This window comes from Bacillus sp. FSL L8-0528, from assembly GCF_038593085.1.
Classification (GTDB): Bacteria; Bacillota; Bacilli; order Bacillales; family Bacillaceae; genus Bacillus; species Bacillus paralicheniformis.
Genome location: NZ_CP151961.1, coordinates 3,140,358 through 3,153,477, shown reverse-complemented (window position 1 = coordinate 3,153,477; position 13,120 = coordinate 3,140,358). Strand labels below are relative to the sequence as shown.

Below are 13,120 nucleotides of genomic sequence, written 5' to 3'. Positions count from 1 at the left end.
TGAGCGTCCTGCCGGCGATATTCAAGGTTCTTTCGATCAGGATTTTAAGCATAACTTCGGCTGTGTGCGAATACCTTTCATTATAGAAAGGAGAGAGCGTATGCTGAAGGTAGCCGTTTTTGATGAAGAACACGAAAAAGATTTGCAGCATGAGATCAATGAATTCTTAAAAAAGCTGTCGGAAGACCAGCTGGTCGATATAAAATATGACGTATCAGCCGCATGCGATCCTCAAGGCGAACAGCTTTACTGTTTTTCAGCGTTAATTTTATACAGAACATAAAAAAACAGCTCTTCAAAGGAAGAGCTGTTTTCGTCTATGCTTTTTTCACCCTAGGGCTTCTTGGCTTCTGGAATTTCTCAGCCTGTTTAATTTCTTTCCGCTCTTGTGACAGAGATTTATACAACGATACAAGCATGAAAATCACGACGACTGAGAACGGCAGTGCGGCCAGGATGGCGGTGTTTTGCAGCGCCGATAGTCCGCCTGAATATAGAAGCGCCGCAGCCATTGCTGACTGGATGATACCCCATGATACCTTGACCGAATTCGCAGGGTTCAGTGAACCGTAAGTTGTTTGCATTCCGAGAACAAATGTTGCCGAGTCTGCGGAAGTGATAAAGAATACGGCAATGAGCACCAAGGCAACGATAGATGTAATCATCGCCAGCGGATAGTGGTCAAACACGCCAAACAGCATCGTGTCTGTAGACAGTTTTGCAACGTTGAAAGTCCCTTTTTGCTGAAGATCCATCGCTGAAACCCCGAAAATTGAAAACCATAGAAACGCCAGCACAGTAGGCGCAAACAATACGGCAATCAAAAATTCCCTGATTGTGCGCCCCCTTGATACGCGGGCGATGAAAATACCGACAAACGGCGACCAGGAGATCCACCAAGCCCAGTAGAAAATCGTCCATGAATTGATCCATTCACGGCTGTCCGGATCATTAGGCGCAAGGCGGAAGCTCATTTGCACCACGTTGGAGATATACGTTCCGATCGTGTCCGTAAACGAGTTCATAATCAACACCGTCGGTCCGACAAACAGCATAAAGATCATCAGGACGCCGGCCAGCACCATGTTCGTATTACTCAAGTACTTGATGCCTTTTCCGATACCGCTCCATGCGGAAATTAAGAACAGAACGGTAACGACCGCAATAATGGCCAGCTGCACCTGAAAGCTGTTCGGCACTCCGAATAGATAATGGAGTCCGCCGTTGATCTGCGTGGCGCCGATTCCGAGGCTTGTTGCTACACCGACGACGGTTGCGAAGACAGCGATGCAGTCAATCCCTTTTCCAAGCGGTCCGTTGACTTTGTCGCCGAAGACCGGAAACAGCGTCGCGCTGATCAAGCCAGGCGCGTCTTTTCTGAATTGAAAGTACGCGATGCAAAGAGCAACGATCGCATAGATCGCCCATGCATGCAATCCCCAGTGGAAAAATGTATACCTCAGAGAATCTCTGAAGGCCTGGGCTGTTTCTGTTTCACCTGATGGAGAGCTAATGGCAAAATGGCTGATCGGTTCAGCCGCGCCATAAAATACGAGACCAATGCCCATACCTGCGCTAAAAAGCATGGCAAACCAAGATAATCGAGAGAATTCAGGTTTTTCTTCAGGTTTCCCTAATTTGATCTTTCCGATCGGACTGAAGATCAAAAAGATGCTGAATGCGACAAACAGAGAAACCACCAATAAATAATACCATCCGAGTGTGTTCGTAACATAACCTTGAATCGAAGTCGTTAACGCCTGAAGGTTATCAGGAGCAACGATTCCCCATAATACAGCTGCTGCTGTAATAACAATCACAATCCAAAAAACGCTTGAAATATTTTTCAAAATCATCCTCACCCTCTAATCATTTTTCGTCCTTACTCCCATCATTATGTTTAGTATGAGTTGCACATATAAAATTCATTCTCTCTCAGGAAGTTTGACCTAGCTTCCCCTATTACCCCACAATCAGGTGAAACAAAACTCTTTAACCGTAACATACTTTTCAAAAAAGGCACAAGTCTCAGCACTGCGCTGAAACTCTGCCATTCCACGTTTGTCAAGGGTTTGGAGTAATTTTATTTTTTTCTTCGGCAAAGCGAAAATTCGCCTGCATTCATGCCTGCAAGTCTGCCTGTGACAAGCGCGGATGTGATATTATACCCGCCCGTATAGCCGTGGATATCGAGGATTTCTCCGCAGAAATAAAGTCCTTCCTTTTTTTTAGACGCCATTTTTTTAGGATCGATTTCTTTTACGGAAACCCCTCCGCCGGTCACAAAGGCTTTGTCAAGGGAAAGGGTGCCGTTCACGTTGACGGTAAACTCTTTACAGTCTTTGACGAAAGCTCTGAAACGGTCTTTGGAAAGGGATGAAAAGGTTTCAGAAGGGTCAATCTTGTTGCGCTCGAGAAGAAACAGCAGATACCTTTCCTGCATCCAAGGCTTCAGCATGTTTTTGAGTGATTTTTTCGGAGCGTCCTTTAATTCTTTATGCATGTTTTGAAAAAGCTGTTCTTCATGAATGTCAGGGAACAAGTCGATTTTCAGCCTGACTTTTTCCTGCTTTTTCAACTCTTTGACGACAAATTGGCTGCACCTGAGGACAGCGGGCCCAGAAAGTCCAAAATGGGTAAAAATCATATCCATTTGGTGGGTGATGACCGGTTTCCCTTTTTTGTTCAATACGCTGAGGGCGACGTTTCTCAGTGATAGGCCCTGCAATGTTTTCTGCTTGATAAAAGGCTCGTCAGACGTAACCGGAACTTCTGTCGGGAACAGTTCCGTAATCGTATGGCCGGCTTTTTCCGCCCATTCATAGCCGTCTCCGGTCGATCCTGTATGCGGGACGCTTTTCCCGCCGACGGCGATAACGACAGAGCCCGCTCCAATTTCTTCGCCGCTGCCTGTCACGATCCCGCACGCTTTTTCTTCATTGTATAGGACAGTTTTCACTTTTTCGTTTGTCCGCACGCTTACATGAAGCTGTTCAAGCCTTGATAAAAGTGCGTTCACTACGCTCTGCGCCTTGTCGGAGACAGGAAACATTCTTCCGTGATCTTCCTCTTTCAGCTTGACGCCCAGGCGCTCAAAAAATTTGATGATGTCCTCGTTGTTAAATTCAGAAAAAGCGCTGTACAAAAAGCGTCCGTTTCCGGGAATATGCCGGATGATCTCATCAACCGGCAAGCGGTTCGTCACATTGCACCGTCCGCCTCCCGAAATGGCCAGCTTGCGGCCGAGTTTGTTTCCTTTGTCAATCAAAAGAACGTCTGCCCCCTGTTCACCGGCCGCGATGGCGGCCATCAGCCCGGAGGGGCCTCCGCCGATGACGATGACATCAAAATACTTCATACCCATATCCTCAACTTTCCTGTCTTGTAGAGCCTGCATTCTGTGCAGGCGGGGCGGATTGCATCAGATAACATCCGCGCTCCATCTTCTTATTATAACGAAAGAACGGCAGGATGAAAAAACGTTAAAACATGGGGATGTTAAAATTTAGCCATGTTATTATTACCTGAGTAATGCGCCTGTATGTTAAAATAGAAAAGTTGAATCTATTGAAGAAAAATGGTGATTGGGAACATGTCAAGCAAACTGTTAAGAGGCACCTTTGTATTAACGCTTGGTACCTATATTTCAAGGATCCTCGGAATGATTTATTTGATTCCGTTCGGAGCCATGGTCGGTGCCACCGGCGGTGCCCTGTTCCAGTACGGTTATAATCAATATACGATTTTTTTAAGCATTGCGACCATGGGGTTTCCGGCGGCCGTGTCCAAGTTTGTTTCAAAATATAACTCGATGGGCGATTATGAAACAACGAGAAGGATGTTGCGCGCCGGAATGTCGATGATGCTCGTCACAGGCATCATTGCTTTCTCCATTCTATATTTGTCCGCCCCGTTTTTTGCGGAGATGGCCCTCGGCGGAACAGAAAACAACGGGCTGACGATTGAACATGTCGTGTATGTTATTCGCATGGTCAGTCTCGCTTTACTTGTTGTGCCGATCTTGGCGCTGATCAGAGGCTTTTTCCAAGGTCACCAGATGATGGGGCCGACAGCCGTTTCACAGGTCGTTGAACAAATTGCCAGAATCGTCTTTCTATTAACGGCTACTTATTTGGTGATCAAAGTATTAGACGGCGGGCTTGTCGTCGCTGTCGGCTATGCGACTTTTGCGGCTTTGATCGGCGCATTTGCCGGGCTCTTCACGCTTTATTTTTCCTGGCAGAAAAGAAAAGGGGCGCTTTTGGCGCTGAAGCCGAACCTGGTTCCTTCTGCAAATATTACGTACCGGCAGATGTTTAAGGAGCTGTTCAGCTATGCTGCCCCTTACGTCTTTGTCGGGCTGGCGATACCGCTTTACCAGTACATTGATACAAATACGTTTAATAAAGCGATGATTGCAGCCGGCTATCAAAACATCAGCCAGGATTTGATGGCGATCGTGACGCTGTACGTGCCAAAGCTTGTGATGATACCGGTATCTCTCGCGACGGCATTCGGCCTGACATTGATCCCGGCGGTGACTGAAAACTTTACCAACAAAGATTTCCCTGCTTTAAACAAACAGATTGATCAGGCGATGCAGATCATTCTTTTCATCGTTCTTCCTGCATCAGTCGGTATGGCCCTTTTATCGGGTCCGGTTTACACGTTCTTTTACGGCTCGGAAAGCCTGCTCCCTGAAATGGGACGAGATATTTTGTTCTGGTACGCGCCCGTGGCGCTGTTATTCTCGCTCTTCACCGTCAACGCTGCGATTTTGCAGGGGGTGAACAAGCAGAAATTTGCGGTTGTCAGCCTGATGATCGGGATTGTGATCAAAATCGCGCTTAACGTTCCGCTCATCAAGCTGTTTCAAGGAAGCGGATCGATTTTGGCAACGGCGCTCGGCTATTCGGCGTCACTCCTGTACGGATTTATTATGATTAAACGCCATGCCGGCTATTCGTATCGCAAACTGTTTAAACGGTTTTTGCTGATGCTGATCCTGACGGCGGTCATGGGCATCATGTTGCTGCTTGTCCAGGCGCTTCTCAGTCTGTTTATTTCATATGAAGGCGGGCAGATCAAATCTGCTGTCGTCATTTTCATCACAACCGCGGTCGGCGGATCAGTTTATCTGTACTTGGCTTACCGTGTGAAACTGCTCGAAAAAATCTTCGGTCAGCGGTTGAATCGCTTTTTCAAAAGAAAGGCCTCCTAAAAAGGGCTTTTCTTTTTATGCAAAAAAAGGGCGTGTCTTCATGAGATTGGATAAACTGTTGTCAAACAGCGGCTACGGGTCGAGAAAAGAAGTCAAAAAAATGCTAAAAAACGGCGCGGTGCGCGTGAATGATCAACTGATCAAAGATGCAAAAGAGCATGTAGACCCGGAATCAGACGACATAACGGTTTACGGCGAACCCGTCGTTTATCAGCAATTTATTTACTTGATGATGAACAAGCCGCAGGGAGTGCTGTCAGCGACAGAAGACAGCCGCCAGGAAACGGTTGTCGATTTGCTCGATCCGGAGCTGCTGAGGTTTGAGCCGTTTCCGGTCGGAAGGCTTGACAAGGATACCGAGGGGCTGCTGCTTTTGACGAATGACGGACAGTTGGCACACCAGCTTTTATCGCCGAAAAAACACGTGCCTAAAACGTATGAAGTACATGTCAATAAGCCGATTGATCAGGCGGCTCTCGATCAGCTTGAAAAAGGGGTCGATATCGGTGAAGGATATGTTACAAAACCGGCTGAAGCGTCGCTTTTGGCAAGCGAAAACGGAGTGGAACGTCTGCTTTTGACAATAACGGAAGGAAAATTTCATCAAGTTAAAAGAATGCTGAAGGCGGTCGGCCGTGACGTCATCTATTTAAAGCGGCTGAAAATGGGGGATGTCGATCTCGATGAAGAGCTTTTGCCGGGGGAATACAGAGAGCTCTCTGAGCACGAGCTTGCCGCATTGCAAAACAAAAAGACACTCTGAATCGTCGAGTGCCTGTAGAGCTGGTTTATGGAGCATCGAACTTAATCGGGTTTGATGCTTTTTATGTTTGAGGGCTGTCCTATATGATATTCAGCGCTAAAGTTCAATTTTTCAGAATATTACTATGAGGAGATTTTCACTTTTTTTCTTGTAGTCTCCCATTTGCCTCTGCTCGGGCTGTGTACTAGATCGTTGTATGCCAACACATTCAGATCACGCTGGATTGTTCTCGGTGTAGTGCCAAATTCATCAACCAGTTCCTGGGTTGTAACGAGTCCTTTTTCTTGAATGAACATGTAGACTGATTTGATCCTGGTTAGCATTCGGTTTGTTGAAGGTTTCAAACAACCACTCCCTATCGTATGATCGAATGGACTTGACTACCACAACTTACGACTCCAAAATGCAGCATGGACGGTTAGCGACCATTTCTTGAAAATGATCAATAAATATTATACACGATCTCTTTGCCAAATATCCAGAAAAAAGCCGGAGCCAAATTAATGAAAAAATGAAAATCGTGAGCAGAACATGCAGTGCGATCACGTTTTTTGCTAAAAAAATTTTAAACTTTTTCTAGCTTCATACGTATTAAAAGAGAGGTGGTAAAGATGATCAAATTAAAAGTGCATATCGAAAAATCCGGTTATGAAGAAAAGGAATCGGCGATCGAAAATATATCGTTTGCTGTGGGGGAAGGCGAGCTCGTCGGATTAATCGGACCGAATGGAGCGGGGAAAAGCACGACAATTAAAACGATACTCGGTTTAACAAGGCATATGGCCGGGCAGATTGAATGGCCTGAAACGGCAAACTATGCATACATACCTGAACAGCCCAGTTTTTACGACGAATTGACTTTATGGGAGCATATCACGGCTTTAGGGACGTTTTTGCAGGAGGACGAGTCCTCGTTTTTGCCGAGGGCGAATCGGCTCATCGAGCGATTCTCGCTGGAGCATGCGCTTCATGATTATCCGGGAAGCTTTTCGAAAGGGATGCAGCAAAAGCTGATGCTGATCCATGCTTTTCTCATGCAGCCTGATCTATATATTATCGATGAACCGTTTATCGGGCTTGATCCGATCGCAAGCCGCCTCTTTTTGGATATGCTGAAAGAAGAGCAGAAGCGGGGAGCGGGTATTTTGCTTTGTACGCATGTGCTGGATACCGCCGAGAAAATCTGTGACCGTTTTTTGCTGATTTCAAATGGCCGTCTGATGCTGGAAGGTACGCTCGAAGAGCTGCGGGAGAAAACCGGCCTTTCGGATGGCTCGCTGCTTGACTGCTTTTACTTTGCTGTAAAAGGTGCGCCCGCATGAGCGGCCGGTCGCTGTTTATCAGCAGGCTGAAAGCGGACTGTCTTTATCAGCTCCGGATCATCAAACTGGTCATCGACTGGACGGTTGCGCTGTATATTGTGCTGCCTGCGGCTGGAATCGGCGTTTATCAATATATCAAATGGCTGAATGAAGGGGCGTTTGCTAACGGATGGCAGGCCGAATTGATTGTGCTGGCTCCGGCCGTTTTTACGCTGTTTGGGTCTGTCAGGACTTTTTTAATCGAAGCCGATCAGCTTTATTTGTTGCAAAAAAAGACGCTCGTGCTGGACATGAAAAGGTGCGGCTATTTATATTGTCTGTTTGTCCAGTTTTGCAAATGGCTGTTTGCGGCGGCCGTGTTTACTCCACTGTTCGTCAGACAATTTGGGGTTGAACTGCCCGCTTGTCTCGCCGTATTCTTTTTTTATTTCTGTCTCAATTCCTTGATCACCGTCTTGAAGAGGCGGAACATCGGATGGCAGTACAAGCTGAAACACCGGGTGCTGAACGCCGGACTGATCTTTTTCGTGTGGCTGTCGGCTTGTGCAGTTGTTTTGTTGTTTTCCTGGCCGGTTGTGCTCTTGATCGGCCTGGTGCTGCCTGCGGCCGCGATGAAGACCGTCGCAGGCACTCTCGGCAACATGTATCTATTTTATGAAGAGGTTGAATTTGATAACAGAAGAAAGCTGAGACTCGCAAAATTTTTCCTGTCGCTGAACCTGGATGGAAGCATGCCGAAGCCGGGGAAACGAGGGGCAAAAAGGCCGCGGCTGTTCTTTAATAAATCTCGGAAAATCTTTAAAGCCCGTACAGTGCAAAATGGTCTTAAGGAAATCTTTTTTAAAGTGATGCTGCGCCATCCGGACTATAAAAGACAGCTTATGCAAATGATCGGCATTTTTACGGCGCTGATAATGGTTGGACCGATCTGGATGAAAGCGGGCGCTCTCCTGGTTTTTGCCTTCGCTTATCGAAGTCTGTTGTCCGTCCATTTTGACAAGGTGATGGAACGCGTTTTTTTGCTGGGGGCAGACAAAGAAAGCGACGCTTTTTATGAAGCCAGGCGGAATTCCATTGACTGGCTTTTCTATCCGGGGTTGATCTGGTGCTGCCTCGTCATCGCGCTCAGCCTGATGCTGAAAACCCCGTCTTTTTAAAAAAGACGGGGTTCAGTCGTTTAATGCCCTTCCAAAAAGAAGAGGTGTATGAAAAAGAGAACGGCAAACACGAAGACAAGCGGATGAATCTCGCGCCATTTGCCTTTCGCGGCTTTGACAATCGGATAAGAAATAAACCCGAAGGAAATGCCTGTCGCAATAGATGATGTCAGCGGCATTGTCAAAATGACGAGAAAGGCCGGGAATGCTTCGTCAAGCTCTTTCCAGCGAATGTTGGTGACAGCGCCGATCATCATGCTTCCTACAATGATCAATGCCGGCGACGTAATCGCCGAGATCCCGGAGACCGCGCTCACAAGCGGACTGAAAAACAGCGCCGCTCCGAAAAGCACAGCGACTGTTAAAGACGTAAGCCCTGTTCTTCCGCCTGCAGCCACCCCTGCGGATGATTCGATATAAGCGGTCGTCGGACTTGTCCCGAACATTGCGCCGATCGTCGTCGCTGTCGAATCGGCAAGAAGGGCTTTTCTTGCATTCGGCAGTTTGTTGTTTTTCATGAGTCCGGCTTGTTCGGCGACACCGATCATCGTTCCTGTCGTATCAAAAATCGTGACGAGCAGAAACGAGAAGACAACCGAATAAAGGCCGTAGTGGACGACATCTCCAAAAGCGGCGAAAGGGTTTGTGACGATCAGTTTTTCCGGCAGATGAGGCATTGACAGAATCCCTTTGGTAAACTCAAGCTGACCGGTAAAAAAGGCGATCAGTCCGGTTAAGATCATACCGAAAAATAAAGCGCCGTTCACATTCATGACCATCAAAACGACGGAGAAAGCCAAGCCGATTAGTGCCAGGATCACTCCGGGCGAGTGCAGATTGCCGAGCCCGACCAAATTGGATTCATTGGCGGTAATGATTCCGGCTCCTCTCAGACCGACAAAAGCGATAAACAATCCGATTCCGGCGGTAATCCCGTATTTTAGATTGGCCGGAATGGCTTCGATCAGTTGTTTTCTAAGAGGTGTTAGCGATAAGATAATAAAGAGGATACCGGCCGCGAAAACAGCGCTGAATGCTGTCTGATAAGAAATTTCGCCGTTGGACGAGCCGACGACTGACACTGCAAAATACGCGTTCAGTCCCATCCCGGGTGCAATCGCGATCGGAAAATTGGCGGAAAGCGCCATCCAAAGCGTTCCGACGACTGCGGCGATGATTGTGGCAGTGAACACTTGATCAAACGGGACGCCTGTGCCGGAAAGGATACTCGGGTTGACCACGACGATATAAACCATTGTGAAGAAGGTTGTAATACCGGCGAGGATTTCTTTTTTGACTGTGGTTTGGTTTTCTTTTATGTTAAACATCATTTCCTCCAATAACGAACATTGTAGCAAAACAATATCTATATTATTCGTTATCGGGTGTTTTTGCAAGGGTTTTTGGCTAAACTGAAAAAAGAAGGGGCGAAATTATGAACTGGGAACAGGAAGTGTTAAAAAGACGGAATGAGATCGTAGAGGATATTCAAGGTTTTTTAAAAATCAACAGCGTCCTTGATGGAGGGACGGCGGGTCCGGGCCGGCCGTTTGGAAAAGGAATTCAAGAATGCCTGACAGCGCTTCTCAATAAAGGGGAAGAAAGCGGGTTTACGGTCAAAAATCTTGACGGGTATGCAGGCCATATCGAATGGGGGAAAGGCGAGGAGATCATCGGTGTGCTTTGCCATATTGATGTCGTTCCGCCCGGAGACGGCTGGACGAGCGATCCGTTTGCTGCAGAAATCAGAGACGGCCGGATCTATGCAAGGGGAGCGCTTGATGATAAAGGGCCGACAATGGCCGCGTATCATGCTTTAAAAATTGTCAAAGACTCCGGCCTCCCATTATCAAAGCGAATCAGAATGATTATCGGCACCGATGAAGAAAGCGACTGGCGCTGTGTGGAGCATTATTTTAAACACGAAGAGATGCCTTCGGCCGGTTTTGCGCCTGATGCTGATTTTCCGATTATCTATGCGGAAAAAGGCCTGATTGACGCGGCTTTAAAAATTGAAACTGATCAAGCGGAAACAGGTGCGGACTTAACATTGGAGACTTTCCGGTCCGGCCGGCGTCTGAATATGGTGCCTGATGATGCCGAAGCCGTCCTGGAGGGGTCTGCCCCGTCAGGTTTTGAAGAGTCATTTGTCCGGTTTGTAAAAGAAAAGCGTGCAGAAGGGCGTATTCTTCAAGAAGGCGGCAGACTGACATTAACCGTGTACGGCAAATCAGCTCACGCCATGGAGCCTAATAACGGTGTCAATGCCGGTCTCATTTTGGCCGAGTTTTTACATACACAATCCCTTGACAGAGCCGGGCTCCAGTTTGTTCAAACGGTTAGCGGGGCTTTTGCCGGAGATACGAGAGGGAAAAAAATCGGCATCGGCTGCCGCGATGACATCAGCGGAGAGCTGACGTTGAATGTCGGACGGCTGCAGTATGAACAGGAAAAAGGCGGAGAAGCCCATATTAACATCCGCTATCCTGTGACTGAAGAGAGCGATCGGGTGAAATCCGGGCTTTCGCAAATAAAGGGCGCCCGGCTGGTGAGCTTTAAAGACAGCAAGCCCCATCATGTAGCAAAAGACCATGAGCTGATCAAAACGCTGCAGCGGGTCTATGAGGAGCAGACAGGGGAAACGGCACAATTAATTTCTATCGGCGGGGCGACATATGCACGGTCACTGGAAGCCGGCGTGGCATTTGGCCCGCTGTTTCCAGGCCGGCCTGACGTTGCCCATCAGAAAGACGAGTATATGGAAATTGATGATCTGCTGAAGGCTGTATCGATTTATGCACAGGCCATTTATGAATTGGCGAAGTAGCAAAGCGAGTGATGACATGAGTCATAAGCGAGGCGTAATATTTGAAATCCCGAACGGGTACGGGCGCTTTCTTCTCGATATGCTGAAGCCGGTTGATCCGGCCTGTTTCAATTGGCTGCTTGCCGATGGCGAATGCTATCTCGTGCAAAACGGTGAATTGTCAGATGAAAATCTTTTTCCCCAAGAACCGCAGGTGCTGACAGGAAAAACATTTAAAAAAAGGCTGGAAGACGAAAAATACTATCTCATCTTCGCCGATCTGAAGGCTTTTCCCCCGGATGGTCATCCTGAAGATGTCAGCACATATGAATCATATATGAAAAGCAGCTGCGAGCTGATTGTGCTTACAGCAGATTCGAGTTTTGTCACGATATACTGCAAAGATCAAAAAAAGCTGGAGCTTCTGTATCAAAATGCAAAGGACTGCGGTTTCAAGCGTATTGAATATATAACGGATCACAACGACACCAGGACGGGAATGCATGTGTAGCACAACAAAGACGGCCGCTCTCTAGAGCGGCTTTTTTTTTCTGAAAAACATTGCTGTTTTCAAGGATAACGAATATAGTAAAGGTGCGTACAGGCGTCCGAGAGGAGAGGGGCTTTTTGAAGCAGGAAAAGGAATTGCAGCATGTGAAGAAACGGTTTTATTCATTTTACTTTTTGTTCTTTTTCGGTTACGGGGCATTTTATCCGCTTCTTTCCGTGTATTTAAAAGATGCCGTTCATTTGTCAGGCGGGCAAATCGGCCTGATCTTGTCGATCAGCCCCGTTGTCATGATTTTCATCCAGCCTGTCTGGGGAATCATGAGCGATTTAACGAGAAGACCTACCGTGCTTTTGACGATTGCTTTACTGTCGACGGCTTTATTTGCCTTCTTGTTCTCACTATTCAAATCATATGAATGGCTGCTTCTTGCGATGATTTTTCTTGCTGTATTTCAAAGCGCCATCGTCCCGCTGTCCGACAGCATCGCGGTCAATTTTTCGGAAAAATCAAAAATCCCCTACGGATCGATTCGGCTGTGGGGCGCCCTCGGCTTTGCCGCCGCCGTTTTTGTGATGGGAAGGCTTGCTGAAATTTTTCATCTTTCCGTTATTTTTTATACGTTTACTTTGTTCCTGATCGCTTCAGCTTTATTCGCTCACATGCTTCCGAAAGAAAATAAAGCGATGAAGGTCGATTTGAAGAGCGGGATCAGAGAGTTATTCAAAATCAAAAAGTATTTGATCTTTTTGCTTGCCGCCTTTTTGATGATGGGACCTACACTTGCCCATAACATTTATTTTGGCATCTATATCAATGAAATCGGGGGCATGCTTGCGGGAGTGGGGATCGCGTTTTTGGTCGCTGCCGGCAGTGAAGCGCCTTTTATGAAAGCCGCGAACCGCTTGATTCAGCGGTTTGGAATTGAAAGGGTGCTGCTGTTTGCGGTTTTCATTTCCTCGCTTCGCTGGATTTTTTACTACATCATGCCGTCACTGCCGTTTGTTTATGCGACATGTATTGTACAGGGCTTTTCGATCGGATTGTTTATTCCGGCCGCGCTGCAATACGTAAGAAAGCTGGCACCCGGTCATTTGGGCGCTACAGCGATCAGTCTGTACACAGCCGTCGGAAATGGTTTTGGCAACTTGTTTTGTACATTTGCCGGCGGGTTGATTTATAAACGCTATTCAGCGCTGTCCGTCTATTTGTTCTTCGGCGTTTTATCCTCTCTATCTTTCCTGTTGTTCGTGATGATCAACGCCTTTTCAAAAAAGACGGCAGCCGTACAGACATCAATACCTTCATAAAAAAAGCCTGATTTCACAACAGAAATCAGGCTT

The 13,120-nt window shown here is 47.1% G+C and carries 12 protein-coding genes; 8 read left to right on the top strand and 4 right to left on the bottom strand.

What is annotated here, in order from left to right; translation table 11 throughout:
• Positions 1 to 100: 100 nt before the first annotated feature.
• Positions 101 to 283 (top strand): sporulation protein Cse60, encoded by a 183-nt coding sequence (locus MHI30_RS16030; RefSeq protein WP_003184510.1) that lies wholly within the window; start codon positions 101 to 103, stop codon positions 281 to 283.
• 34 nt (positions 284 to 317) lie between these two features.
• Here MHI30_RS16030 and MHI30_RS16025 read toward each other — a convergent pair whose 3' ends face one another.
• Both MHI30_RS16025 and MHI30_RS16020 read right to left on the bottom strand, forming a co-directional pair.
• Entirely contained in the window at positions 318 to 1,853 is a 1,536-nt protein-coding gene (locus MHI30_RS16025) for a BCCT family transporter (protein WP_142238593.1), read from the bottom strand.
• Between the two features lie 230 nt (positions 1,854 to 2,083).
• Positions 2,084 to 3,358: an NAD(P)/FAD-dependent oxidoreductase gene (locus MHI30_RS16020; protein WP_075752479.1), complete on the bottom strand. Its 1,275-nt coding sequence runs from the start codon at positions 3,356 to 3,358 to the stop codon at positions 2,084 to 2,086.
• Positions 3,359 to 3,592: 234 nt separating this feature from the next.
• Between MHI30_RS16020 and MHI30_RS16015 the strand changes: the two genes are divergently transcribed.
• Entirely contained in the window at positions 3,593 to 5,221 is a 1,629-nt protein-coding gene (locus MHI30_RS16015; protein ID WP_075751899.1) for a polysaccharide biosynthesis protein, read from the top strand.
• A gap of 40 nt (positions 5,222 to 5,261) precedes the next feature.
• Positions 5,262 to 5,984, top strand: a complete 723-nt coding sequence (locus MHI30_RS16010) for a pseudouridine synthase (protein WP_075751900.1) — start codon at positions 5,262 to 5,264, stop codon at positions 5,982 to 5,984.
• A gap of 122 nt (positions 5,985 to 6,106) precedes the next feature.
• Here MHI30_RS16010 and MHI30_RS16005 read toward each other — a convergent pair whose 3' ends face one another.
• Positions 6,107 to 6,328 carry a DeoR family transcriptional regulator gene (locus MHI30_RS16005; RefSeq protein WP_003184500.1) on the bottom strand — a complete coding sequence of 74 codons (222 nt, stop codon included), beginning with the start codon at positions 6,326 to 6,328 and terminating at the stop codon, positions 6,107 to 6,109.
• 267 nt (positions 6,329 to 6,595) lie between these two features.
• On the opposite strand from MHI30_RS16005, the gene MHI30_RS16000 reads away from it, so the two are divergent.
• Positions 6,596 to 7,306 carry an ABC transporter ATP-binding protein gene (locus MHI30_RS16000; protein ID WP_075751901.1) on the top strand — a complete coding sequence of 237 codons (711 nt, stop codon included), beginning with the start codon at positions 6,596 to 6,598 and terminating at the stop codon, positions 7,304 to 7,306.
• The gene (locus tag MHI30_RS15995; protein ID WP_075751902.1) at positions 7,303 to 8,463 is read left to right on the top strand and encodes an ABC transporter permease; all 1,161 of its coding nucleotides are present in this window, start codon (positions 7,303 to 7,305) and stop codon (positions 8,461 to 8,463) included. Before MHI30_RS16000 ends, MHI30_RS15995 begins: the two co-directional genes overlap by 4 nt.
• Positions 8,464 to 8,483: 20 nt before the next feature.
• On the opposite strand, the gene MHI30_RS15990 is transcribed toward MHI30_RS15995, so the two are convergent.
• Positions 8,484 to 9,791, bottom strand: coding sequence for an NCS2 family permease (locus MHI30_RS15990; RefSeq protein ID WP_075751903.1), 1,308 nt, complete (start codon positions 9,789 to 9,791; stop codon positions 8,484 to 8,486).
• Between the two features lie 107 nt (positions 9,792 to 9,898).
• Here MHI30_RS15990 and pepV point away from each other — a divergent pair, with 107 nt between their 5' ends.
• The 3 genes from pepV (at position 9,899) to MHI30_RS15975 (ending at position 13,087) form a co-directional block, all read left to right on the top strand.
• On the top strand, positions 9,899 to 11,290 hold the full coding sequence (gene pepV, locus MHI30_RS15985; RefSeq protein ID WP_075751904.1) for a dipeptidase PepV: 1,392 nt from the start codon (positions 9,899 to 9,901) through the stop codon (positions 11,288 to 11,290).
• 16 nt (positions 11,291 to 11,306) lie between these two features.
• On the top strand, positions 11,307 to 11,780 hold the full coding sequence (locus MHI30_RS15980; protein WP_075751905.1) for a DUF2691 family protein: 474 nt from the start codon (positions 11,307 to 11,309) through the stop codon (positions 11,778 to 11,780).
• Positions 11,781 to 11,896: 116 nt separating this feature from the next.
• The gene (locus MHI30_RS15975; protein ID WP_075751906.1) at positions 11,897 to 13,087 is read left to right on the top strand and encodes an MFS transporter; all 1,191 of its coding nucleotides are present in this window, start codon (positions 11,897 to 11,899) and stop codon (positions 13,085 to 13,087) included.
• Positions 13,088 to 13,120: the final 33 nt, after the last annotated feature.

Bases quoted from the DNA above. Each gene is read 5' to 3' on its own strand.
- MHI30_RS16030 (WP_003184510.1), top strand. From the start codon at position 101: ATGCTGAAGGTAGCCGTTTTTGATGAAGAACACGAAAAAGATTTGCAG.
- MHI30_RS16020 (WP_075752479.1), bottom strand. From the start codon at position 3,358: ATGAAGTATTTTGATGTCATCGTCATCGGCGGAGGCCCCTCCGGGCTG.
- MHI30_RS16015 (WP_075751899.1), top strand. From the start codon at position 3,593: ATGTCAAGCAAACTGTTAAGAGGCACCTTTGTATTAACGCTTGGTACC.
- MHI30_RS16010 (WP_075751900.1), top strand. From the start codon at position 5,262: ATGAGATTGGATAAACTGTTGTCAAACAGCGGCTACGGGTCGAGAAAA.
- MHI30_RS16000 (WP_075751901.1), top strand. From the start codon at position 6,596: ATGATCAAATTAAAAGTGCATATCGAAAAATCCGGTTATGAAGAAAAG.
- MHI30_RS15995 (WP_075751902.1), top strand. From the start codon at position 7,303: ATGAGCGGCCGGTCGCTGTTTATCAGCAGGCTGAAAGCGGACTGTCTT.
- MHI30_RS15990 (WP_075751903.1), bottom strand. From the start codon at position 9,791: ATGTTTAACATAAAAGAAAACCAAACCACAGTCAAAAAAGAAATCCTC.
- pepV (WP_075751904.1), top strand. From the start codon at position 9,899: ATGAACTGGGAACAGGAAGTGTTAAAAAGACGGAATGAGATCGTAGAG.
- MHI30_RS15980 (WP_075751905.1), top strand. From the start codon at position 11,307: ATGAGTCATAAGCGAGGCGTAATATTTGAAATCCCGAACGGGTACGGG.